At 64.2% G+C, this 23,884-nt stretch carries 23 protein-coding genes, 1 tRNA gene and 1 pseudogene; 13 read left to right on the forward strand and 12 right to left on the reverse strand.

All coding sequences use genetic code 11. The features are described 5' to 3' along the window. Positions 1–141: 141 nt before the first annotated feature. The 8 genes from MU553_RS15310 to MU553_RS15345 all read left to right on the forward strand — a co-directional run bounded on the left by MU553_RS15310 (position 142) and on the right by MU553_RS15345 (position 5,379). On the forward strand, positions 142–999 hold the full coding sequence (locus MU553_RS15310; RefSeq protein ID WP_247378934.1) for a DUF7319 domain-containing protein: 858 nt from the start codon (positions 142–144) through the stop codon (positions 997–999). 163 nt (positions 1,000–1,162) lie between these two features. Next, positions 1,163–1,873: a halocyanin domain-containing protein gene (locus MU553_RS15315; RefSeq protein WP_247378936.1), complete on the forward strand. Its 711-nt coding sequence runs from the start codon at positions 1,163–1,165 to the stop codon at positions 1,871–1,873. A gap of 1 nt (position 1,874) precedes the next feature. Then, positions 1,875–2,261, forward strand: coding sequence for a DUF7318 family protein (locus tag MU553_RS15320; protein ID WP_247378938.1), 387 nt, complete (start codon positions 1,875–1,877; stop codon positions 2,259–2,261). Between the two features lie 3 nt (positions 2,262–2,264). Next, positions 2,265–3,161 carry a ubiquinol-cytochrome c reductase iron-sulfur subunit gene (locus MU553_RS15325; RefSeq protein ID WP_247378941.1) on the forward strand — a complete coding sequence of 299 codons (897 nt, stop codon included), beginning with the start codon at positions 2,265–2,267 and terminating at the stop codon, positions 3,159–3,161. A gap of 1 nt (position 3,162) precedes the next feature. Then, positions 3,163–3,966 carry a cytochrome b gene (locus tag MU553_RS15330; protein WP_247378943.1) on the forward strand — a complete coding sequence of 268 codons (804 nt, stop codon included), beginning with the start codon at positions 3,163–3,165 and terminating at the stop codon, positions 3,964–3,966. A gap of 4 nt (positions 3,967–3,970) precedes the next feature. Continuing rightward, complete coding sequence (locus MU553_RS15335; RefSeq protein ID WP_247378945.1) at positions 3,971–4,726, forward strand: cytochrome b family protein; 756 nt, start codon at positions 3,971–3,973, stop codon at positions 4,724–4,726. Positions 4,727–4,865: 139 nt separating this feature from the next. After that, on the forward strand, positions 4,866–5,120 hold the full coding sequence (locus tag MU553_RS15340) for a DUF7315 family membrane protein (protein WP_247379046.1): 255 nt from the start codon (positions 4,866–4,868) through the stop codon (positions 5,118–5,120). Continuing rightward, on the forward strand, positions 5,113–5,379 hold the full coding sequence (locus MU553_RS15345; RefSeq protein ID WP_247378947.1) for a DUF7314 family protein: 267 nt from the start codon (positions 5,113–5,115) through the stop codon (positions 5,377–5,379). Before MU553_RS15340 ends, MU553_RS15345 begins: the two co-directional genes overlap by 8 nt. 502 nt (positions 5,380–5,881) lie before the next feature. Here the strand turns inward: MU553_RS15345 and MU553_RS15350 are convergent. The 3 genes from MU553_RS15350 to MU553_RS15360 form a co-directional block, all read right to left on the reverse strand. Continuing rightward, positions 5,882–6,325, reverse strand: a complete 444-nt coding sequence (locus tag MU553_RS15350; RefSeq protein ID WP_247378951.1) for a DUF7313 family protein — start codon at positions 6,323–6,325, stop codon at positions 5,882–5,884. 94 nt (positions 6,326–6,419) lie between these two features. After that, positions 6,420–7,184, reverse strand: coding sequence for an NAD(+)/NADH kinase (locus MU553_RS15355; RefSeq protein ID WP_247378953.1), 765 nt, complete (start codon positions 7,182–7,184; stop codon positions 6,420–6,422). Between the two features lie 51 nt (positions 7,185–7,235). After that, on the reverse strand, positions 7,236–8,546 hold the full coding sequence (locus tag MU553_RS15360) for a M28 family peptidase (RefSeq protein WP_247378955.1): 1,311 nt from the start codon (positions 8,544–8,546) through the stop codon (positions 7,236–7,238). A gap of 105 nt (positions 8,547–8,651) precedes the next feature. Here MU553_RS15360 and MU553_RS15365 point away from each other — a divergent pair, with 105 nt between their 5' ends. Further along, a complete protein-coding gene (locus MU553_RS15365; RefSeq protein ID WP_247378957.1) occupies positions 8,652–9,716 on the forward strand; it encodes a polyprenyl synthetase family protein in 1,065 nt (354 codons plus the stop codon). Between the two features lie 13 nt (positions 9,717–9,729). Here the strand turns inward: MU553_RS15365 and MU553_RS15370 are convergent, their stop codons facing one another. Next, complete coding sequence (locus tag MU553_RS15370) at positions 9,730–10,041, reverse strand: DUF7410 domain-containing protein (protein WP_247378960.1); 312 nt, start codon at positions 10,039–10,041, stop codon at positions 9,730–9,732. Then, positions 10,038–11,477: a hypothetical protein gene (locus tag MU553_RS15375; RefSeq protein ID WP_247378962.1), complete on the reverse strand. Its 1,440-nt coding sequence runs from the start codon at positions 11,475–11,477 to the stop codon at positions 10,038–10,040. Before MU553_RS15375 ends, MU553_RS15370 begins: the two co-directional genes overlap by 4 nt. 108 nt (positions 11,478–11,585) lie before the next feature. On the opposite strand from MU553_RS15375, the gene MU553_RS15380 reads away from it, so the two are divergent. The 3 genes from MU553_RS15380 (at position 11,586) to MU553_RS15390 (ending at position 14,378) form a co-directional block, all read left to right on the forward strand. Further along, positions 11,586–12,455: a cytochrome c oxidase subunit 3 gene (locus tag MU553_RS15380; protein ID WP_247378964.1), complete on the forward strand. Its 870-nt coding sequence runs from the start codon at positions 11,586–11,588 to the stop codon at positions 12,453–12,455. A gap of 229 nt (positions 12,456–12,684) precedes the next feature. Next, positions 12,685–13,878 (forward strand): PAS domain-containing protein, encoded by a 1,194-nt coding sequence (locus tag MU553_RS15385; protein ID WP_247378966.1) that lies wholly within the window; start codon positions 12,685–12,687, stop codon positions 13,876–13,878. A 44-nt stretch (positions 13,879–13,922) separates the two neighbouring features. Then, entirely contained in the window at positions 13,923–14,378 is a 456-nt protein-coding gene (locus tag MU553_RS15390) for an Hsp20/alpha crystallin family protein (RefSeq protein ID WP_247378968.1), read from the forward strand. A 27-nt stretch (positions 14,379–14,405) separates the two neighbouring features. Here MU553_RS15390 and MU553_RS15395 read toward each other — a convergent pair whose 3' ends face one another. From MU553_RS15395 to MU553_RS15405, 3 genes are all read right to left on the reverse strand, one after another. After that, positions 14,406–15,899 carry an ATP-binding response regulator gene (locus MU553_RS15395; protein ID WP_247378971.1) on the reverse strand — a complete coding sequence of 498 codons (1,494 nt, stop codon included), beginning with the start codon at positions 15,897–15,899 and terminating at the stop codon, positions 14,406–14,408. A gap of 394 nt (positions 15,900–16,293) precedes the next feature. After that, positions 16,294–16,367, reverse strand: a tRNA-Thr gene (locus MU553_RS15400). A 132-nt stretch (positions 16,368–16,499) separates the two neighbouring features. Next, positions 16,500–17,483 (reverse strand): class I SAM-dependent methyltransferase, encoded by a 984-nt coding sequence (locus tag MU553_RS15405; RefSeq protein ID WP_247378974.1) that lies wholly within the window; start codon positions 17,481–17,483, stop codon positions 16,500–16,502. A gap of 87 nt (positions 17,484–17,570) precedes the next feature. Between MU553_RS15405 and dph5 the strand changes: the two genes are divergently transcribed. Then, positions 17,571–18,341: a diphthine synthase gene (gene dph5 / locus MU553_RS15410; protein WP_247378976.1), complete on the forward strand. Its 771-nt coding sequence runs from the start codon at positions 17,571–17,573 to the stop codon at positions 18,339–18,341. 8 nt (positions 18,342–18,349) lie between these two features. Here the strand turns inward: dph5 and artA are convergent, their stop codons facing one another. From artA to MU553_RS15425, 4 genes and pseudogenes are all read right to left on the reverse strand, one after another. Continuing rightward, positions 18,350–19,507 carry an archaeosortase A gene (gene artA / locus MU553_RS15415; protein WP_247378978.1) on the reverse strand — a complete coding sequence of 386 codons (1,158 nt, stop codon included), beginning with the start codon at positions 19,505–19,507 and terminating at the stop codon, positions 18,350–18,352. 202 nt (positions 19,508–19,709) lie between these two features. Beyond that, positions 19,710–22,424 (reverse strand): DUF7282 domain-containing protein, encoded by a 2,715-nt coding sequence (locus MU553_RS23800; RefSeq protein WP_247378980.1) that lies wholly within the window; start codon positions 22,422–22,424, stop codon positions 19,710–19,712. Positions 22,425–22,673: 249 nt separating this feature from the next. Further along, positions 22,674–22,925: pseudogene (locus MU553_RS23870) on the reverse strand (hypothetical protein); the annotation flags it as partial. 157 nt (positions 22,926–23,082) lie between these two features. Further along, positions 23,083–23,850 (reverse strand): Nif3-like dinuclear metal center hexameric protein, encoded by a 768-nt coding sequence (locus tag MU553_RS15425; protein WP_247378982.1) that lies wholly within the window; start codon positions 23,848–23,850, stop codon positions 23,083–23,085. Between the last annotated feature and the right edge of the window lie 34 nt (positions 23,851–23,884).

The raw sequence follows: 23,884 nt of genomic DNA on the forward strand, positions 1-23,884 counted from the left end.
GTTAAAGCGTGCCGGAACGGGCGTGTCAGAGCACCCGGAACAGTACTCCCCTGGCGAGCAGCGCTGCCGCGAAAGTTGTCGGTCCGCTGGCGGCGCTGGCAACCGTCACGCTAAGGAACGTCGCGTCCTAACGATCCGGTAATGAGTGACGCCTCCGACGACCGCGTCGGTGATGACGAGCGGGAGGCCAGCGACCGCGAGGACTCGACGGAGGAGCTCTCGACCGAACAGCTCCGCCAGCAGGTCGAGGAGAAGTACGACTTCGAGAACTTCGGCCCCGACGACATGGCAGAGATGAGCGCCGACGAGTGGGAGGCAGCGTTCGATCCCGACACGTGGATCACGGGCGAGGAACTGCTCGACCGCGTCGAAGCCGACCTGAAGTACAGGGTCGCCATCCGCGACGTGTTCGCGCGCGTCGAACGGCTCGACGACGGGCGGATCGTGGCCTACTCCGACGAGGGGTACGCGACGGTCAACCCCGACGGCTCCGTCGAGGGACAGGGGACCGTCCTGCGGGACGTCGAGCCCGTCGTCGCGTTGTGTTCCATGGACGACTACGACGTCCCGGACATGCCGGACGGCGAGGTCCTCCCCGACCCCGCCGACGTCGCGGAAGGGAGCGGGGAACTCGGCAATCTCGTCTTGCAGGCCATCGCCGGCGTGCAGGTGCTGGCCGGTATCGGGTTGCTCCTGTCGTGGGTCCTGTTCGCCCTCGGCGTCCTGCAGCCGCCGACGACCCGCGTCGGGCAGGACCTGAACTTGACGCTGATGGTGCTGGCCGGGTTGGCGTTCCTGGTGATCGGGTTCGTGCTGTTCGCGACCGTCGCGAACGCTCGGCTGTCCGACAAGTTCCGGGCCGAGGAGTACCGCAACCGACTGCGCGCGATCGGGATGGAATCGGGCGAACGCCCGGACTTCCTCCCAGTCGAGGACGGGGAGTGGACCGGCGACGAACCGAACCGTCTGGAGACGGGGACGGACACTGCGGACGAATAAGGCGTCTGGGAGCCGCAACCACGCGCATGCAAGCGACGGAGACGAGCGACTCGCCTGGCGAGACGGACGGGGATTCCGAAACAGCACGTGAGTAGTTCATCGCCGGTGCTGGGGGCGTATTCGGTGGGTTTATACAAAGCCAGTTCTGAGTTCTCAATTGTATATGAACAGGCGGGACTTTCTCCGAACAGCCGGCGGGGCTGCCGGCGGTACCGCCGCCGTGTCTGCTGGTGCAGGCACAGCCGTCGCTCAAGAAGGTAACGCGAGCAGCGGTAACGCAACCAGCGGCAATGAGACAGGCGGCGGTGGCGGTGGCAGCGCACCCACGGGTCCGCCGGACCTCGGTGGCTACCTGGACGGCGCGAACAACTACTCCGGCTCCGTCGCCGACAAGACGGGCCAGTCGGAAGTGACCGTGGAAGTCGGTGCCGGTGACGGCGGCCTGGCGTTCGGGCCGGCTGCAGTCCACGTCGACAACGGCGCGACGGTCAAGTTCGAGTGGACGGGCGAAGGTGGCGCGCACAACGTCGTCGCCGAGGACGGCTCTTTCGAGTCGGGCTCGCCGACGGCGTCGGCCGGCGTCAACTTCGAGCACACGTTCAACTCCGACGGCGTCTACAACTACTACTGCAACCCACACAAGGCGAGCGGAATGCTGGGTTCGATCGTCGTCGGGACCGACTACCCGACCAAAGCCGCCAGCAGCGGCGGCGGCGGACATCAGGCCAACACCGACCCGACGCACATGGGCGTGCCGTTCCAGGCACACTGGGTCGGGATCGCGACGATCCTGATGATGTTCGTGTCGCTGATCTTCACGTTCTTCCTGCTGAAGTACGGTGAATCACCGCACACGAAGGGAGGTAACGACTAACATGGCATCCGAAGGTAGCAGTTACGGAGACATTCACAGGTACGAACCGCCACGCGAGAGCACGGCAGCGGCGCTCGCGATCGTCCTCCTGACGGTCGTCGAAGTCGTGTTCGTCGGTCTGTTCACCTACGGACTCATCTCCGGGTGGGCACTGACCGAGTTCGGGAACATGTACATGGGCGGTATCCTGGCGATCATCTTCATCGACCTGGCGTTCATCCTCATGCTGTACCGGAAGGAGTTCCTGCCGGACGTGATGATCGTCAAGAAACGCCGACGCAAGTGGGAGGACCTCTACGTCCGCTCTGACGACATGGAAGGGACGCCGTTCATGGAAGAACCCTGGGAGGGCGTCAAGAAGGCTCTCTACCCCTACTACAAGAAATAAACCATGCCACTAGACGAAGACAAATATCCGAAAGAGACAGGACGTCGCCGCTTCGTGAAAGGCGTCGTCGGAAGCGCAGCGCTCGCAAGTGTCGGCGTCGGTGGCGCGGCCGCCCTCGATACGGCGACCTCGCCCTCCGGTGTCGGTGGGGGTATCACCCAGTTCGTCGGCATCGAGAACACCGACGGCCCGGCTCCCCGCGGCATGCCGATCATCCCCCTCGAGATCGACTCCGACGGGGCGCTCAAAGGCCTCTGGCCGGAAGTCCAGGAGGAAACGCAGTCTGGTCGCACAGTCAAAGTCGCGAAGACGGACGTCGGCGGAGTTACCTACTCCAACGCCTGGTTCCAGTACTGCGGCGTCCAGAACTACGAGGGACTCGCACCGTCGGCCGATCAGGACAACTTCTTCCGTTCGAATCCCTCGCCGACCCTCGAGTGGCAGAAAGAGCTCGAGGGCGGCGCCAAACTGACCGTCGACGACTTCTCGGACTACGAGGAGTGGGGCAACAACATCGGGAAGTCCGGCGTCGGCAAGCCCGCCGAGGCCACGTGGCGCTCTGACGGTGACGTCCAGACGATCCCGGTGCAGGTCATCCGCAGCAAGCGCGTCGAGCAGATGGCCAACGGCGAAGGGAAGTACAGCGAACTCCCGAGCGACGTCAAGAACTTCCTGAGCGCCGCGACCGACCAGGGCTTCATGGCCTGGCTGAACAAGTGTACCCACTTCTGCTGTGTTCCCGGCTTCAAGACCTACGAGGGGAGTTCGAAGTTCGGCGCCGAGAACGAAGTGTACTGCCAGTGCCACCAGTCGATCTACGACCCGTTCAGCCCGGTGAGCAAATCGTTCGTTGCACTGCCGCGGCCGGAGTCCGACGGCGGCAGCGAAGGAGGCGAATAGCATGAGTCTCGAGAAGAAAGACGAACACGACCACAAAGGCTGGATGGAGTCGCGCGACCTCACCGCAGTCGAGACGCGCTATCTGGCCATCCTGATGTGGCTCGACAAACGCCTCCGCCTCGTCGACTACCTGGAGCTGCTGGAGGACATGTACTACAAGGTCAACCTCCAGATGCCCAAGAGCCACACGGAGCAGTACGGACTCGACAACAAGTTCTGGTACTGGTACCCGCTGTACGCGCTCGGGTCGTTCTCGACGTTAGCGTATCTCGTCGCAGCGACCTCCGGCGCGTTACTGGGATTCTACTACGCACCCGCTGCGGCCGGGGCGACTGGTGACCCGACCGTCGCGTACGCGTCGGTCACCTCGATCATGACCGACCTGAACTTCGGGTACATGCTCCGGAGTATTCACCGGTGGGCCGCACAGGTGATGACGGCGGCAGTGTTCCTGCACATGCTTCGCGTCTACTTCACGGGCGCGTACAAGGAACCGCGTGAGCTGAACTGGATCCTCGGCATCGTCCTCATCTCGATGACGATGGTGTTCGGATACAGTGGCTACCTGCTTCCCTGGAACCAGCTGTCGTTCTGGGCGGGTCAGATCGGCGTCGAAATGGCACTCTCCATCCCGATGGCCGGAGAGTGGGTCGCACAGCTGTTGTTCGGCGGATTCACGCTGACGCAGGCCACGTTGCAACGGATGTACATCCTGCACGTGTTCTTCCTGCCGTTCGTCGTGACCATGCTGATCGCGATCCACATCGGCATCGTCTGGATGCAGGGCATCGCGGAACCCCACTAAAACCATGAGTGAGGACAACACCACCAAGACTGACGGCGGAACCGGTATCGTCCCGCCGGACGACGAGACGCCCACCTGGAGCGAGCGCAAGGAGCGCTCCCAGGGGCTCTCCCGGCTGACCTACGAGTACTTCGAGCGCGCACGCCGCGAGGATCAGGACCTGCGCCAGGAGTCGAGTTACGTCGAGCGCGACGTGCTCGGCTTCCCGGCCTGGCCCCACGAGATGATCCGGAACCTCTCGCTGACGAGTTTCTTCATCGGCATGATCCTGTTTCTCTCGGCGACGCTGCCGCCGGAGATGCTGCCGCCGGCCAACGCGTCGTCCACGCCGGCAGTCATTCTGCCCGACTGGTACCTGTACTGGTCGTTCGGGCTGCTGAAACTCGGTCCGCTCAATCCCGAGCTGGCCCTGCTGGGCGGGAAGAAGCTGATGGCAGACCGTACCTACGGTGTGCTGGCGAACCTCGTCGTCGTCGGGTTCATCACGATCGTGCCCTTCCTGAACAAGGGGAGCGCGCGCCGACCGGTCGAACAGCCGTTCTGGGCGTCCGTCGGCGTCTTCGGCGTCGTGTTCGCGTTCACGATCGCAGCGCTGTCGGTCAAGAACCTGGTGCCCATCGACGCGCACCTGCTCTTCGACCTGACGTTCCTGCTGCCGTTCGTGTTCGGCTTCATGAGCTACGCGGTGCTCAAGTCGATGCGCGAGGGGTACATGTTCACCCTCAACCGTCGCTACTACCGTCTGCGCCCGCCGAAGTAACGACACCCTGTTTTCGATGACTTCTGACGATTCCACGTCCGACCAGCCGTCCGACTCAGCATCGCCCGACGAATCGATCGCGCAGCGTCGCGACGGTGACGCCGATGACTCGAAGAGCGGCCGGGACGTCGAGGTTCCGATGCGCGTCTACAAGGCCGTCACGGTGTTCACGACGCTGTTCGCGGTCGTGACCGTCGTCGTCGGGTTCGCGTTGCTGGACCTGGCGACCGACCGCGCGCGGGCAGCGCTCTCTGAGATCGATCCGGTGCTGGCGCTCGTGGGGATCGCATTAATCCTCGGTGGGGCAGCGGCTTACGCGTTCTCGACGCGGTTCCGGGCGGAAGGAATGGGAAAGCCTAAAGACGACACCGACGAAGACTCAGATAATGGCTGATGAATTCGCCAAGGGCTTCGGCATTCTGACGACGGCCGGGCTCGGCTGGATGGTCCTGGCGGGCTGGTTTACGACAGCGAGTTTCGAAGAGGGGCAGCTGTTGGCACCCCCGCCGGAGAATCCGGACATGTACGGGCAGATAGCGTTGCTCCTGAAGGACGCGCTGTTCTGGTTCGCCATCCTCGGCGCACTGACGTTCTGGGTCGTCATCCCGGCGATCGACCAGGCGCGCGAAGCACTGTCCGAGCGCGGTAACTGAGGCCCCGTTCCGGCCACTCGTTTTTCGACACCTAGCGACCGACAGCAGCGGTTGTTCCCAGGACACGACAACAGCGGGAACGACCACTTCAGGAAGAGCGTGACCCGCCGGCGACTCGACGGTCTCGGCACAACAGCAGGCAGGACAGTTCAGCCCTCACGCTCGAAGCGCGACGAACAAACGGGACACGCCGACACTGAACTCCCACGAAACTGGCTTTGAATCCGGTCTCCGGTTCGACCCATCTCTCGGTGGCAACCGATTCGCTGCGATTGCGGACGACAACGTGGCGCGTGGCTCAAAGTCCGGGCGATACCCACGACATCTCTCAGAGGAACGCACAGAACCGGACAGACGAGAGTGAATCCAGCTGATCGTTGCGAAGCGGGCCAGATCGGTCACGGTGGAGATCGCTGTGACACTCGACCAGACGGGAGTGAAAGCGAGTAGACTGCGAGACCGGAGTCTCACGCGTCGGGAAAACGGGAAAAGCGGAGACCGCTCAGATGATGGCCGACCAGATCGGTTTGATGAGGAAGAACAGCGACTGGTAGCTCACGTACATCAGCGCTAGGATGGACGCTGCGATCGCGCCTTTGGGTCGTTCGATCGGGATGCCGCGGCGGGCTTCGACCTTGCGGGACTCGAACTCGAAGAAGTCGGTGAGGAACAGGCCCACCACGAGCGCGGACGCGACCATGCCGCCGTGGTAATGCAGCGTCGTGTAGTAGAACGCCGCAAGCACGAGCGCGAGGTTCGAGGCGACGTGGAGCGGACTGCGGCTGACCGCCTCAGCGCCGCCTTCGTCGGCTTGCTTCACGTGTTTTCGATGCTGATACGCGCGCGTCCCGATGTTGACCACCGCGAGTGCCAGAAGGACGTACTCGATCTGGCCGCCGAGAACCGTATCCAGCGGTCCGAAGAGTGTCACCGATGGTGCTGCCATACTCGCACCTTCCCACCTGATACATTAGAGTTTTTCCAATCCAATCGGCAAACGCCCGCGATAACTCGACCTGTCGTCCGGTCGATTCGGCCGGTCACTCGGACCGCGCGAACGACGACCGGCTCTGTGGCACCGTTCGGATCGAAAGCGAGTCCACGCGGGCGATCGACAGCGGCGTGTGCGGCGGGACTCGCTCAGCCCGGCGATCGTCGGCGAGCAACTCGACGGGAACCTCGTCGCGTTCGATCGTCAGCGTCACGTCGCCCGTCGGCAGGACCCAGTGATCGGCGCTGGTCGCGAACGGAGCGACCGGGACGACGCTGACGACGTCAGTCCCGCGGGCGACGACGGGCGCACCGACCGACCGCCCGTACCCGTGGGTGCCGGCGGGCGTCGAGACGACGACGCCATCGGCCCGGAACTGCGCGACGAGGTCGCCGCCGGACCGAACGGCGTACTCCGAGATGCGCGCCGGTTCCGCGGTCACGAGCATCACGTCACACAGCGCGCGCGCCCGCTCGGTCTCGCCTTCGAGCGCGGCCAGCACCGGCCGAGCGTGCGTCCCGCCCTCGTCGGCGAGGAGCGCGTCGACGGCCGCCGGGACCGCACTGAGCGGAACGGACTCGACGCCCGGCCCCGCGTTCACCGGGAGAACGGGGACATCGGGCGTCGGCTCCAGGGCTGCGAGTTCGAGAAGATGCGCCTGGCCTACCGTGACCAGCACGTCGGGGTCGCCAGCGAGGACGGTCGTCAGGTCGCCCAGTCGGTGCCGGCCGCCCGCTGCCTCGATTGCAGACCGGACCGAATCGGTCCGGTCGCCGACGACACCGACGACCGACGACTCCGCTGGGGTACCCATTATCCGGGTACAGGCACCCGGCCGGCAAAAACGTGGGGACTTCCGGCCGGCTCACTCGGCGTACGGCCAGTCGCCCGTCACGCGCATCCCTTCGGCGAGCCCCTGGGCGTCGAGGTTCGCAGCGACCGCGTCCGGATCGGCGTGTGGAATCTCGCGGTCGGCGCCCGCGAGTTCGACCACGAGGTCGGTCAGGAGAATTGCGCTCTCCCGGAGGTCGCGGGAGTCGAGTTTGTCGAGCGTGTCCGCGTGCGTGTGTCCCCACCCGCGCCCGCGCTCGGCGGTTTCGCTTTTGACCCAGCACGCGGGCACGCCCCACTGGGCGTACGACCAGTGGTCGCTGTGCGGCCCGAGTCGCGGGTCGACGGTGATCGGATGGTCGAACCGGTCGCTGACCGTCCGCACTGCCTCGGTCAGCGCGTCGGACCCGTGGGTTTTCGCCCGAAGCGTCCGTCCGCGGAGCACGCCGTCGAGGTTGACCACGGCGCGGATCTCGTCGCGGTCGGTCCGCTCGGCGTGATGGGCCGATCCCAGGAGTCCGACCTCTTCGGCCCCGAAGCAGACGACGTGGACGCGCGTGTCCAGTTCGTCCTCGCGGGCCGCCAGGGCCCGAACCACCTCGACGACAGTGGCAGTCCCCGCACCGTTGTCCATGGCTCCTTCGCTGATGTCGTGTGCGTCCACGTGGCTGGTCAACAGCAGTTGCTCGTCTGTCTCGGGGCCCAGTTCGGCGTGGACGTTCTGACTCGTCGCCGGCCCGGTCTCGACGTCGACGGTGACGGTGACGTCCGTCCCCTCGAACCGACGTGCGAGCCGGTGACCGACCTCCTTGCTGACGCCGACGGCCGGAATCTCACCGAGAGGGGCCTCGCTCGTGCCGACGCTCCCGGTCGGCGGGAGACAGCCGTCGACGTGGTTCCGGAAGACGAAGGCGCGTGCCCCCGCCTCGACGGCGCGATAGTACTTCTCCCGTCGGTGGATCAACCGGTCCTGCCAGTCGGGGACGTCGCTGGCGACCATCACGACCGCGTCCGAGCAGTCCGCAGTCTCGAAGTCCTCGGGCAGGCCGTAGCCCAGGTCGACGAACTCCCCGGTCACCGTTCCGCCGGGGCTCCGCGGGAGGGCGATGCAGTCCTGTGTCGTCTCGCCTGCAGTGATGGCACTCGTTCCGCGAGTCCAGCCCTGAGCGTCGAACTCGGAGAGTCGGGCGTCTCGAGCGCCGACGTCCGCGAGTGCGTCCCGGGTCAGTGCCGCCGCGCGTCGTTCGCCGTCGCTGCCGGCCATCCGGTCGCCGACGTCCACGAGCGCTTCGAGATGGGACCATCCGGCGTCGCTTGTGAAGGTCTCGCCGATCCAGTCGGTCATACGGCTCAGTGAAGCGAGTGGGGACTAAAGGAATTATTGTAGGCAACAGACCACGTTTCGCGGGAGAACTGAAGGCTTTTGAGCCGCGACGGTGATTGCTGGGGTATGCGGGACGTACTCGACGAGTGGCGACCGGTAGTCGACGAGACGATCGAAGAGTTGTTGCCGCGCCTCGTCGACGACGCGTACCTCGCGGATTTCTTCGGCGAGCCGACCTACCAGTACGACCCGGACGCAGTACAGGCGGCTCTTTCCGACCCCATCTGGGAACTGCTCGACCGCGGGGGGAAACGGTGGCGCGCCGTCGTCTTTCTCCTGCTCGTCGAGGCGTTCGGCGAGGATCCCGACGAGTACCTGCCCTACGCGTGCGTTCCCGAGATCCTGCACAACGGGACGATCATCGTCGACGACGTCGAAGACGACGCGTCGATGCGCCGCGGCGACGCGGCCCTACACCTCGAACACGGGACTGACGTCGCGCTGAACGCGGGCAACGCGATGTACTTCCTGCCCCTGAAGATCATCACGCGCGACCCCGGCGACCTGGACGACGGAACGCGGTTGGCGGCCTACGAGATGCTGATGTACGAGCTCAACCGGACGCACCTCGGGCAGGGGATGGACATCCACTGGCACAACGAGAAAGAGATCCAGATGAGCGAACGGCAGTACCTGGAGATGTGTGCCTGCAAGACGGGGTGTCTCGGCCGGATCGTCGCCCGCCTGGCCGCCATCGTCACCGGCCAGTCCGACGCGGTCGAACAGGCAGTCGCCGACTACGCCGAACAGATGTCAATCGCGTTCCAGATCGGCGACGACATCCTCGACGTCGAACACACCCTCGACGAGGCCGGCGCCTTCGGTAAGGAGTTCGGCAACGACGTCCGGGAGGGGAAGAAGACGCTGATGGTCATCCACGCCGCACGAAACGCCGACCCGGAGGACGTCGCCCGCCTGGAGGAAATCCTCTGGGCCGACGACAACGACGAAGACGAGATCCTGGAGGTCATCGAGATCCTCCAGTCGACGGGCAGCATCGAATACGCACGCGAACAGGCGCTGGCCCTCGCCGAACGGGCCCGGAACCACCTCTCGGATCTGGACCTGGAACCGGAACCGGCCGACCACCTGTCGGCGTTCACCCGATTCGTCGTCGAGCGCGACGTCTGAGCGCCCGACTGATTCACGTCACCACGGCGTACGTCATCAGCAGTCCGAAGTACAGCAACACGAGCAGCCCCAGCGCCTTCAGCCGGAACAGCTTCAGTTCTTCAGCCTCGTCCGTCGCGGCCGCCTCGAACGCGTCTCGTTGGTCGTCAGTGAGTGAAGCACCGTGTTGAAGCCCGAGGTGCAGCGAATGGTACTCCTCGGTCGCGAACGGTGCCCCACAGTACTCACAGACGAACGCGTCGTCCCCCGTCGGGACGGTGTACTGCTCGCTCGCCGTGGCGGCGACGGTCGATCCGGTCGTCGTGTCTTCGGTGTGCGTGCTCATAGGAAAGGGGGTTGAATCGTCGGTTGCGAGACGACCCACAGCGAGGTCATCGTGTAGAGGACCATCACGAGCGTGAACGAGTACTGGCTCTTGATGGCCTGCAGGCGGCCGGGAAACACCTCGAAGGCGGTGGCGTGGGCGACCCAGATGGCCAGGAGATGGCCCAGGAGGACGAACGTCATGTTGAGGCCGCCGAACCAGCCGGGAAGCTGCGCGACCGGGACAGTGGTCGGAGCCGACGCCGGGAGCGGGTCCTGCAGCGCAGCCAGCGCGGCCGGGAACAGCGAGAGGAAATAGCCCAGGTAGTGGGCGAGGTGGTAGCCGGCGGCGATCGCCAGGAGCGACGGCGCGAACCGACGCGCCAGGAACGCCTTCGTTCGGTAGGAGTCGGCCAGCTGCCGGCTGTATCCCGCCGCGAGCCAGTACACCCCGAGGAAGGCGACGAATCCGACGAGCAGTGTGGCGGGGTAGAGCAGCGCCGGCGGGACGCCGACGCCGACGACGGCTCTGGCAAAGCCGGCCCAGGCAGGCGTCGAGACCAGGCCGTCGTAGGTGGTCACCCAGACGATGGCGACGACGAAGGCGACCTCGTCGAACCCGTCGATGAAGCGGGTCTCTGACAGTGCGGTCCCGGGCAGTCGCAGTCGGAGTCGGCTCGCCTCGTCGTCCCAGGTCAGGGGTGCGACGCGACCGTAGTAGCGGAACACCCGAGCGACGGGATCGACCGTTCCGAACCAGCGAGCGGGGCCGACCACGAACGCACCCGCGAGCGTGAGTGCGGAGTAGCCCACGATGACGGTGGCGAGGAGTTGCGGCTCGTCGGCCAGCGGACTGACGACTTCGAGCCACACGAGCGCGAGCAGCCCGACGACGCTGGGCCAGGCCCCCAGCCCGTCCGGATAGGCACGGTCGAGCGAGGGGAGCAGCGACGAGATCGTCCGCCAGGGGTTGACCACGGGCCAGGCGTTCCCGAGCAGGTACGTGGTCATGGTGAACCCGGCCCACCAGCCGACCCAGACGGTGAGGATCGCCAGATTCGCAAGCGGTTCGGGAGGACCGACGAATCCGACGCCAAGGATGGCAGCGAGGCCGACGACGCCGGCGAGGTGGCCGAGCCAGCGGCCGATGCGCCGGGCCGGGACGGGACTCGTGCGGTACCAGGTGTGAATCTCCCGGATCAGCGCCCGGTCCGTGACGAAACTGGCCAGCAAGAAGGACGCGCCGACGGCGCTCCCGCCCGTGAGCAAGAACAGCCAGGTCGGGACCGTCAGCTCCTCCCGTGCGGAGGCACCGAGACTCCCGCCGTGGGCAGCGGCGACGCCGACGAACAGGACGCCGGCCAGCGTGAGTGCGAGGAGTCGAACGACCGCGCGTCGGGCGGCGAGAAGCGACGACCGGGAAGACGGCGACCACCGAGCGGACGGGTCGTCGGTCATTGGGTAAGGAAAGGGGCTTCTCGCCCGAGTAGCTTCCGAAACCACGCCGACGGGGGCGGATTCACTTGGGCAGGTTTTTACCAATAGACACGTAACCGCCAGATAGACATGAGCCTCGCAGACGAAACGTCAGAGGACCACGGGGGCCACGACGAACACCACCTCCCCGCGGTCGAAGACTGGCCGCGTGGATTCGGTGAAGCCAGCTGGTGGCCGTTCATCACGGCTCTCGGTGCGACCGGCTTCTACGTCGGCGCTGCACTGTTCGTACTCGGAAGGGGCGAAGAAGCGATCGTCGGCCCGATGACCGGCCCGTACGTGTTCATCGGCAGTGCATTCGTCTTCCTCGGTGGCCTCTACGGCTGGCTGTACCACGCGTTCGTGGTCAACTTCTGGGAACACGGCACCGACGGACACGGCGGCGGTGCGATGCGCCTGGCGATGATAAGTTTCCTCGGGACAGAAGTGGCGACCTTCGGCGCCGGCTTCGTGTACTACTTCTTCATCCGGGCCGGGACCTGGCCGCCGACGGGCGCAGAACTCCCGCCGCTCGTGAGTTCGCTCGTGCTCGTCAACACTGCCATCCTGGTCGTGAGCAGTTTCACGCTCCACTTCGCCCACACCGCGCTCCTGAAGAACAACCGCAAGCGATTCATGGGCCTCATGGCCGTGACGCTCCTGCTCGGGATCATCTTCATCGGCGGACAGGGACTGGAGTACTACGAGTTCCTCGTCCACGAGAACTTCACGCTCACCGAAGGAATCTACGGGAGCGCCTTCTACGGGTTGACCGGACTCCACGGTCTCCACGTGACCCTCGGCGCCATCCTCATCGGCATCGTGTTCGTCCGGGGCCTCCTCGGACAGTACGACGCTGAGCGACACACCTCCGTCAGTACCGTCTCGATGTACTGGCACTTCGTCGACGCCGTCTGGATCTTCCTCGTCGTCGTGCTCTACGTCGGCGCAGTGGTCTAGAGCGGTACCCGACAGCCGGTTTTTCTTCTGACGCACGCCTTCGAGTTGTGAGCAGTCACGACGGTGCAGAGCCCGACCCGCTCAGGACTGGCAATACGGACCGTGTGACACACGTCCGTCCGACCCGCAGTCGTACTCAGTTCGGTGTCTCCCACCCAGTAGTTTCAACGAGGGAAGACTGTCGAATCGTTGCCAACACTTATCAGGGGACGTGCGCAGTAATTGACCAATGGAACTGGTCGGACGGGGGCCGATCCGAGTTTGTTACCTCGGTCCAGACGAGAAGGTTGCCGACTGGGTGCGGGCCGGATTCGAGCGGTTCGACGAACCGGTCGAGTTCGTCGCGGAGACGGCGGCCGCCGCCGCATTAGATCGGATCGCGGACGCCCAGCAGCGACTCCATCCCCGCATGCGAAGCCCGCTGGTCGATCACGAAGACCCGTTCGACTGCGTGATCTGTACTGACGACGGCGATCCGATCGAGTTCATCGAAGGCGTCCGCGAGATCCACGACGAGTTACCGATCGTCCTCTTTGCACGCGACGGGAGCGAACACCTCGCGAGCCAGGCGATCAGTGGCGGAGTCGACGACTACGTCACGGCCAGCGGTGACAATCCCACTGGCAGGCTCGTCGAGCGAGTGGCCGAACTCGCGTCCGACCATCGCCAGGCGCGACGCACACGACGACGCAACGAGCGAACGCGCCGGATCGTCGACGAGAACGCCGAGATGATTACCGTCGTCAGTCCAGGTGCCTCGATTACCTACCAGAACGACGTCGTCGAGGAGGTACTCGGGTACACTCCCGCGGAGATCGACGAGAAGTTGCCGTTCGACAGCGTCCACCCGGACGACTGGCAGACGATCCGCGAGGAGTTCTACGACGCCGTCCGTGACCCGGAGTACGTCCCGACGGTCGAGTTTCGCGCCAAGGACGCCGACGGGCAGTGGCGCACCGTCGAGTCCCGCGCTCGCAACCTCCTCGACGACCCGTTCGTGCAGGGATTCGTCATCACGACCCGCGACGTCACCGAGCGGAAAGAGCGCGAACGTGACCTGGAAGGCTACCGAACGGTCGTCGAGAACGCCGGCGATCCGATGTACGTCCTCACGCCCGAGGGAGAGATCACCTGGGTCAACGAGGCGTTCATCGAACACACCGGCTACGACCGCGACGTCGTCGAAGACGCTCACGTCTCCACGTTCATGCGCGAGCAAGACATCGAGAAGGGGACCGAGATCATCAGTGACCTCCTCGAAAACGACGACGAGAACTGGGGCCGGTTCGAGTTCGTCATGGAGAACGTCAGCGGCGAGATTCGACGCTACGAGGACAACGTCGCCGTCCTCACCGACGACGACGGCAACCTCCGCGGATCCGTCGGCGTCGTCAGAGACGTGACCAGCGGCGAAGGCGAGTGAACGGAGCTGCTGCGCTTTTTGCCTTCGAGCGCGTAGCTCGCAGTATGACTCGACGCCCACGAGACAGGGACGAGCGACCGTTCGACGACGTGTTCACCGCGTTCGAGCGACTCGTCGAAGAGATGGTCGAGAACACGGATCGAATGATGGGACCGTACGGCCACGTCAACATCGACGTGGACCACCAGTTCGACCACGCCGAGCACGGCCGTCAGCGTCGACCGTCCGAAGCTCACGTCGACGTGCAAGAAGCGAACGAAGCGGTTCAGGTCGTCGCCGATCTTCCCGGCGTGAGCAAAGACGGAATCGAAGTCACGTGTGACGGACGGACGCTGACGATCTCGGCGACGGGCGAGCGCCGGGAGTACGCGGAGCAGGTTCGGTTGCCAGCCCGAGTCGATGAACAGTCCGCGACGGCGACGTACAACAACGGCGTCCTGGAGATCACGCTGTCGCGGGCCGACAGCGACGACGGCGGGACTCCGATCGACGTCGAGTGAATCGCCGTCAGGAGCCCGGCCAACAGCCTAGAGGCCGGTAATCTCGACCCGCGTGCCGCCGCTCTCGCTATCGGTGATCGAGAACGACCAGCCGTGGGCCTCGGCGATGCGGCGAACGATCGCGAGCCCCAGGCCGGTTCCGTGCTGGGTCGTCGACTCGCCGTATTCGAGCAAGCGCTCCCGGTCGTCTTCCGGGATACCGGGACCGTCGTCGGCGACGTAGAACCCGTCTTCCATCTCACCGAGCGTTACCGCTGGTTCGTCGCCGGCGTGTTCCACGCTGTTCCGGAAGAGGTTTTCGAGCACCTGTCGCAGTCGCGGCTCGTCTGCAACGACGGTCCGATCGGTCTCGATCGAGAGCGTCGCGTCCGCAGTGTCGAGCCCCGACCACGCCGTCTCTGCGAGCGCGTCCAGTGGGACGGAGTCGCCATCAGCGACGGTGTGCCCCTTCCGGGCCAGTTCGACCAGATCCTCGATGAGTGCCTCCATTCGATGGGTCGCCCGTTCGAGCGCGTCGAAATGTTCCTCGTCCCCCAGTTCCCGCGCGAGTTGGAGCCGACCGGTGATGACGTTCAGTGGGTTCCGAAGGTCGTGCGACACCGCTCCGATGAGCTCCTCCAGTCGCTCGTTCTGGCGTTCTAACTCCCGTTCGTACGTCACACGGTCGGAGACGTCGCGTGCGACGCCGGCGATCCCGACCACGGTCCCCTCGTCGTCAGTCAGTCGAGCGCCCCGGAACTCCGCGGGGAGTTCATCGCCGCTTTTCTTCCGGACCGCCGCCTCCACCTCGGCACTGCCAGTCGCGACCGTCTCAGCGATCGCGTCGTCGATCCGCTCGCGGTGTTCCGACGCGAAGAACTCGGCCGGCTCCATCCCGGCGATTTCCCCCTCGTCGTACCCCGTCACGGCAGGAATGTACGTGTTCCAGTAGACGATCTCGCCGTCTTCGTCGAGAATGAAAAACGCGTCGTCGATGGCGTCGAGTGCTTCCACGAGGACTCGTTCGCGGTCGTCGTCGTCAACGCGCTCGAACAACTGTGCGACCGCTCGCGAATCAGTTTTGGACCCACCGTCCGTCCGATAGCTGGACGCCTCCGGCCGACCGCCGTCGGTTCGGATCTGCTCGTACTCCGCAACTGCGGTGAGTATCTCGTCGGCCAGCTCGCCGTACTGTTCGGTTCCCGACCCCTTCTGGAGATACGCAGTGACAGCAGTGTCGAGGAGGTCGTCGTCGAGCTGCGCGCGGTCGCGGCCCGTAAAGAGCACGAACGGGATGCCGGGCGCTTCCTCCCTGGCAGCAGCGGCAAACTCGTCACAGGCCATATCCGGTAACTGATAGTCGCTGATGATGCAGTGAATCGTCCCCTCCCTCACCACGTCGAGCGCTTCACCAGCCGTTTCGGCGAGCTCCACGTCGAGGCGGTCGTCCTCCCGTTTGAGAAAAGTGGCAGCCAGATCGACGATTTCCGGGTCGTCGTCGACGTGTAGCACCCGAATCGGGTCGACATCGACATCGCTCATGACAACCCATTGAACGAGTGTATTGTTAAGCGTTGAGGCTTATTCGACAGATCCGTACTCATCGTCCGCAAACGCGGCGAACATGGCGCAAGTACGGTGGTTGCTGCGCCGACAGGTCACGCATTCATTACCCGTCATGAACCACGTCCAGGGGAGTTCCCGGCGCTGGGAAAGCGATGCGAGTGGCTGATCTCTCGTTCAACAGCAACGACGCGACTCCGCCAGATTGCCTCCCAGTTCGAACCCGTTGACACCGCTATCGAGCGCGTTGTATCCCTGAAAAAGCCGGTAGAGGGATTGTGAACTACGCCGAGACTGCTCGCTTCGCTGGGCGTCTCGTCTCGTTCAAATCCCTCGGTAGCGCCGACTACACACGGGTTGTTCGCGGCAAAAGAGCCGGTGGAGGGATTTGAACCCTCGGCCTAATCCTTACGAAGGATTCGCTCTGCCAGTCTGAGCTACACCGGCAGACGTCGCGGTGTTCGTCTGCCAAGCCTCGCTTCTCTGCGTTCAGCGAGACACCGGCGCGTTGGCGTTCTCCGCATCAAATCGTGGGAGGATAAACGCAATAAGGGTTGCGAATCCCGCTGACGGGACCCCTCACGTTCGCACCAGCCGTACGTCAAGCACCACGTTCAGTTCGTGGGGTGCGTACGACCGGACAGTGTGTCGCGTCTCGACGTCGACCTCGTACTGGGGTTCGGCCGCAGCCCGGATCGCCTCCTCGCCGGGGCCGTACGGGTCGTCCTCGTGCTGGATGTCGTAATAGTGGAGGACGCACTCGTCGCTCGCCAGGTCGACGGCCGTGTCGAGGAACTCGTCGGCGCTGTGCGGGAGGTTCATTACCAGCCGATCCGCCCAGTTCACGTACTCGGCCGCCACGTCTCGGACGTCCCCCTGGATTGCCGTCACGCGGTCCGCGACCTTGTTCCGACGCGCGTTCTCGCGGAGATATTCGATCGCCGTCTCGTTGAGGTCGACGCCGACCGCCTCTGCCCCCCGCGTGGCGAACGGGATCACGAACGGGCCGACCCCGGCGAACATGTCGAACGCTTGCTCGCCCGAGTCGACCTGCTCGACCACGCGATGGCGTTCAGTCGCCAACCGGGGCGAGAAGTACACCTCGGCGAGATCCAGCGCGAACTCACAGCCGTACTCTCGATGGACCGTCTCCGTCCGGTCGCCGGCCAACACGTCCCAGTCGCGCACCCGGAGGTCGCCTTTCACCTTCGAGGCCCGATTGAGTACCGTATCGACCGGCAGCGCGGACTCGACGATGGCGTCGGCGAGCGCCCGCGCTCTCTCGGGATCGTCCTCGTCGATGACGGCGATGTCGCCCACCCGAGCGTACGACGGTTCGAAGTCGACGACGTCGGCCGGCATCGTCTGCGTCTCTCTGGCCGGAACGTCGTACGAGACCACCTCGTATCGCGCTGGCACCGCACTGGCGTCTGTGACCGGTATGTAGAGCTGTCCGTCCTCGACGGTGATTTCGTGAGCGTCGTCGATGAGGTCCGCGTCTGCGAGCGCCTCACGCGTTTCTTCGCCCGCTTCGCGGCCGACACAGACGCACGGAACCGACATGGCCACACGTCGGACACCGCCGGCGGTAAGCCTGACGTTTCCAGTCCAGGTCGGGCCGCTTAATCCCTCCCAGCCCACAGTAGCGGTATGCTCACTTTCGTCGGTCTCGGTCTCTACGACGAGCGCTCGATCACAGTTGCAGGCCAGGACGCGCTGCGTCGCGCCGATCGCGTCTTCGCCGAGTTCTACACCAGCAAACTCGTCGGCACGACGGTCGCCGACCTCGAAGCCCATCACGACGTCACCATCGAGGTCCGGGATCGCGCCGGCGTCGAACAGGACCCCGACCCGATTCTGGACGCCGCCGAGGACAGCGAGACCGTGTTTCTCACCGCGGGCGATACCATGATCTCGACGACACACGTCGACCTTCGCCTCCGCGCCCACGATCGAGGCATCGAAACCCGCGTCGTCCACGGCACGACCGCCCAGACCGCCGCGAGTTCGTTGACCGGCCTCCAGAACTACCGGTTCGGGAAAGCCACCACACTTCCGTTCGAGCGCTCCCACGGCGGCGAGGGCGTCCCGCAGAGCGTCGTGGACACGATCGATACGAACCGAGAGCAGGGCCTTCACACGCTGGTCTATCTCGACATCAAGGCCGAAGAGGAAGAGTACATGACCGCGGACACCGCCGCGTCGCTGCTGGCTTCCGAGTACGACGAGACCCTGGCAGTTGCCGTCTGCCAGGCCGGGAGCGACGATCCGACGGTCGTCGCCGACAGCCTCTCCGAGCTGGCCGAGCAGAGGTTCGGCCCGCCGTTGCATCTGCTCATCGTCCCGGGAGACCTCCACCTCATCGAACAGGACGCACTCGCCGAGCTGGCCGGCGCACCGACCGAACTGCTCGACGACTAGCGGACTGCTTACTCCCCGTCTGCTCGCACTGGCTGGACTCCGAGCGCCTCGCGGAGGTCGTACTCGGTGCCCGTCAGCAGATAGAGCACGTCCTCGACGATGACGAGCACCTCCGGAAGTTCGCGAACTACGAGCCACGTGATGGCGACGAGCGCCGCGACCGACAGGACCTGGGCCATGATCCGGTCGGCGACGTAGTACGAGACCATATACGGGTCCGACGTTCCGAACAGGGTCATGACGGTGTCGGGGAACACGTGGAGATACTGCTTGCCGAAGGAGACGCCGATGAACACGTTCCGAACCAGGTTCAGCGCGTAGATGATCGGAATCGACACCGCCAGCGCCCGGAGCTTCCGGGAGAGCGGTGCGTGGACGGCCGCGATCAGCCCCGCGAAGATCGCCATACTCCCGATGCCGGTACAGGCGATCAGTATCGTGTAGGTGATCCGGTGATCCGGGTCGGGATAGAACTCGAAGGTGTTGCGATACGGCGCGTAGTCGGATGCCGCGGTGCCACCGGCTTCACTGACGAGGTTCCCATAGATGACGTCGGGGTGATACCCGATCACGTTCATCAGAACCTCCGTCTGCCGGGTGACGATCTCGACGAGCGGCCGTTTGAACAGCACCAGCGTCTCGAACGGTACGTAGACAAGCCCCATCACGGCGATCGCTCGCGAGAGCGCGAACAGCGAGTCCCGGCCGTCGGCCAATAAATACGCGACGTAGAGCGACGCCGGGACGGCGACGAGCGTTCCGATCCCCTCCACGATGCTCTTCTGGACGAACGCGAAGTGATAGATGAGCGTGAACCAGAAGAATCCGAAGAGAACCCACGCTGCGGTCGTGACCAGGCGCTTGGGCTCACGAGTTCCGTGCGTCAACGAGCGGAACCCACCGGCCACGCCGAGGGCGAGTAGAACGGCTCCCACCGTCACGGCACCTCGCGTAATGCTCCCTTGGACGATCGCATAGTAATACACCAGTACCGCCCAGAAGACGGCACCGAGCACGCCCACAGCGACGGTCGAGTACTGAGACCTCTCGTCGCGGTTCGACCAGTCGAGTACTGCCCCCGCAGAGAACGTTCCCACGACCAGCCAGGCGAGGGGATCGGACCACTGCGTGAACCAGGCCAGCATCCCGAGCAGCGCATCGAGCATTCTGTTGCCGACAGCTATGCCAAATGCGGCTATATGTCTTGTCGTTGGCTGCACGCCGGACGCACAGTCAGATGTCGCCGCCCTGGCAGTCAACGTGGTCCTCAGCACTCCACGTCGTGCCGCCCGGCAGATAGCTGTCGCTACCCGAATAGCGTCCGAAAAGAAATGGAATGCGGTTGGAAACCGGAATTAGGTCCGGTCGTTAGTTGCGACCGCGGGCTGCGAGGAGTGCAGCGCCGAGGAGCGCAACGAGTGCGAGGCCAGCCGTGAAGCCAGGACCGGAGCCGTCCGTGGTGGTCTCCGTACCGGAGTCAGCCGGTTCCTGGGTTGCGGTCTGGTCCTGACCGTCGTCGGTCGTGGTCTGGTCCTGACCGTCGTCGGTCGTGGTCTGGTCCTGACCGTCGTCGGTCGTGTCCTGACCGTCGTCGGACGGGACAGTGACCATCGCGGAGTCAACGGAGCCGTTAACGTCGTACGGTCCGTCAGCGTCCGGGAACTCGAATTCCTGGTTGTCGTTCGTGTCCATGTGGGCCATCGCGACCAGCGTCTGGTTGGACGCGAGGTCCGAGTCGAGCGAGACGGACACGTCGTTGTGTTCGCCAGCGCTCAGGTACTCGGTGTTGCCGATGACGTCACCAGAGGCATCGCCCTGGTGGATGACGACGTAGCCACCCTCGGACATCGTGACGCTGTCGACGGTGACTGCACCGTTCTCGAGCGTCTGGTTCTCGAAGTCGACGCCAGCGGTGACGCCCTCTCCGATGATACCTTCCTGATCGTAGTCGTCGTCCACGTCGCGGACCTCAGCCGTGAAGGACTGGTTGGATGCGCGGTCCGAGAGGTCGACCGTAGCCGTGAAGCTACCGTCGGTCTCGACGATCGGCTTGGGGTTCTCGAGGAACGAGTTGTCACCGCTGCCGCGGAGACGGAGGTCGAGCTCCGTACCCGGCGCGATGGACGTCGTACCCGAGACTTCCTGACCGGATGCGGCGTTCACGCGGATGACGTCGCCTGCACCGGTCTCGTACTCGACCGAGCGCTCGACGATGTCGACGTCGCTCGTGAGCGTGGTGCGGTCCTCGACGAGGTTACCGTCGTCGTAGACCGTGAAGTTGCCAGTGTAAGTCTGGTCGTCCTTGGTCTTCGAGTAGTAGTTGTTACCACCGTCGTAGGTGTTCTGATTTCCGTTCGGGTCGGTGGTAGTGGAGTCGCGGTCCCAGTCGTCGCGGTGGACCGGAATCTTAGACTCGTCCATGACGACGAAGACCGAGCCGTTACGCTGGTCCGGCACGACCTTCAGGCCGCCTTGATCTTCCATCCGAGCGAAGGAGACTTCGTACGGGTTGAAGTTGGCTTCCGTGTCCGACTGGTACATCCGGAACTCGAAGTCGTCAGCGAAGATGTCGGAGTTGGGGTAGTTATTGTCGGTCCAGTCTTCGTCCATCAGGTTGACGAAGGCCTCTTCGTAGTCGTCGTTGTCGCTGCCGGACGCGGTGTCGGCAGACTCGATGGCACCGGCGAGGCCGGTGGACTTGATCTGCCAGACGAGCGTGTCGTCTTCAGCGACCGAGTCGGACTCAGTCAGGTGCTCGTCAGCCTGGAGTGCCCAGACGTCCTGAGGCTCGTCGTTGTCGATCTCGTCGAAGTCCTCCTCCGGAGCGATCCAGCTGTTGAGGCTGTTGATCTTCGATTCCGTGACCTGGAGCGTCGTGACGGCGTACTCGTAGTCCGTCGAATCGTCGACGTTGGTCACGTTGATGTCGTAGCTGGCCGCTGCGAGCGGCGGGTCCGAGAGACCGGGCCGCGGGTCGTTAAGCTCGACCGAGCTGATCGTGTCAGAGTCGTCGAGCGTATCGATCGCCTCTGCGGTGCTCGCGTCGTTGCGACCAAGCGAGTAGGTGTTCAGCAGGACGGTGACCTTGCCGTCGTCGTTGTCGTCTTCGATCTCGAAGGTCGCGTTGAAACCGACGTCGTTGTAGCCCATGTAGACTTTGCCTTCGTCGGTGTTTTCGAGGTTGATCGGGACGACTGCGACGTCACCCTGACCGACGGGCGCGACGGTACCGAAGGTTGCGTCGTTGTCGTCTTCCTCCGTCACCGTGATGGATTCGGACGTCTGGACGCCAGTGTCGCGAGCCTCGAAGTCGAGGGTGTAGTCGCCAGTGTTGATGTCGGTGAAGTTGACGGAGACGTCCTGGTCACCCGTGAGGGTGAAGCGGATCTCGTTGTCCTCGTCGTCTTTCACCAGGTTCTTGACGGCGCTGTCACCGTCTTCGTTGAACATCGAGTACAGGTCGTCCTCATCGAGGTTGTCGGACGTGACGCGAACCGGGAACTCGTCGCGGTTCGAGTCGAACTCGAGGTCCTCGGAGTCGCCAGCGGTGGTCTCAGTTTCCTCGAAGGAGGAACTGAACGACTGGACGGAAACCTGGAAGTAGTCGTCCTCCACGTTACCGGTGTTTGCAAGTTCACCATCACCGGAGGTTCCCGTGGCCGCCAGCACGTCGCGGTTACCGTCGACAAGCGCGTACGTGCCTTCGAGGTTGGACGTGTCGAGCAGCGCGTTACCTTCGTCGTCGAAGGTAATCGGGTCGACGAATCCGTCTGCGGGAACGACGAGATCACCCTGGTCGTCGGTTTCGAGCTTGTACAGCTCGACGGTCCCGGAATAGTCACCGTCGTTCAAGAAGGACTGCTCGCCCTGGTACAGGCGCTGACCCTCGTAGACGGAGTCACCGACCTTGTACTGGGTCGTCCAGCTGTCGACCTTGTTATCGTCTGCATCGTAGAGAACGGCTTCGATGTCGTAGTCGCCTGCTTCGTCAGGGTTGACGACGTCGTCAACAGTAACTTTGACGTTGTCACCGTCTTGGACGTTCGTGCCGTCCGTCTCGATCGTGAGCTCGTCATCGCTCACAGTGATATCGTCCTGGGAAATGGTCGGTGAGAGACCAGTGAAGGAAACATCAGTGTCGTCGACCAGGCTCAGGTTTGCGTCTTCAATCGTGACGGAAACCTTGTGAACGCTATCATCAACGCCGTCACCCATGTCTGCACTAGTTGTATACGTTACACCGATTGTATCAGTCGTATAATCGCCAGCAGTATACTGGACAGTAGACTGATTAGCCGCAGCAGCCGCTCCTGAGAACGCGACGGTGCCGGCGAAAACCGACATGACCATCAGCGCAGTCAGGAAGAGACTGCGAACTTTTTCGCGTGTTCCTGTCATAGTTTGGTTTGGATTGGTTGTGTCATTCGGGTGGATCCAGCACCTTTCCAGCCGCCGGTCGTGGTTTGACCGCAACCACGTGGAGTCCGACCGACTGTACTCGATACTATCACCATGGGTAGGGGTACGGATGTAACAATTTGCGCTCGTTATAAATGCTTTGTGGTCAATTCCGCGGGATGACATCACGTCACACCCCGGCAAATCTGCGACTTTCGGCCGTCTCGCTCGCGATTCGGCCTCGAATGAGAGGCCGTCCTACGGGCGACCCACAGACGTCTGACACGTGTCGTCGCGGTGAAAAAGCGGTCGCAGCCTCACGCGTGCGTACGGACAAAACCGGCTAGAGACAGGTCGGATGCGACACCACGGTGGTCGTCAGCCCCCATTCCTCGGCGAGATCGGCGAGCGCAGCGACGCCGAACGTTTCCGTCGCGTAGTGGCCGGCGAGTGCGACGTTGATGCCGGCCTCGCGGGCGTCGTGATACACCTGCTGTTTCCCCTCGCCCGTGAGCAGGAGGTCGGCGCCCGCGTCGACGGCCTCGTCCAGCCAGTCCACGCCGCTCCCGGTGACGATGGCGACGTCTTCGATCACTTCGGGGCCGAAATCGAGCAGCTGGACGTCCTGGTCGCCGGTGTCGAGTTCGGCGTCGAGCAGCGACACCAGTTCGTCCCTGTCGAAGGGGTCGGCTGCAGTTCCGCGCTGTCCGATGTACTCCGGCCCCATCTCGCCGAACGGTTCGCGGTCGGTGAGATCGAGCAGGTCCGCCAGCCCCGCCGCGTTCCCGAGTTCCTGATGGCCGTCGAGCGGGAGATGTGAAACGTACAGTCCCATCTCGTGTTCGTAATGCGGACGCAGCCGTTCGTACAGTCGGCCAGTCACCCGTTCGACGCTCCCGAACACGTAGCCGTGGTGGGTCACCAGCAGATCAGCGTCGGCGTCGACGGCCGCGTCTGCCGTCGCTCGCGCCGCATCGACGGCGAAAGCGACGTGTTCGACCTCGCGCTCGGCGGGGCCGACCTGCAAGCCGTTCGGACTCGCGTCGAGGTCGGCGTACGCGTCGGTCCGCAACTCTTCGTCCAGGCGTGCACAGAAGTCCGCGCAGTTCATGCGCGACGGTTCGCCGGCACCCCCTGTAGCCTTT

The organism is Halorientalis brevis (genome assembly GCF_023077655.1).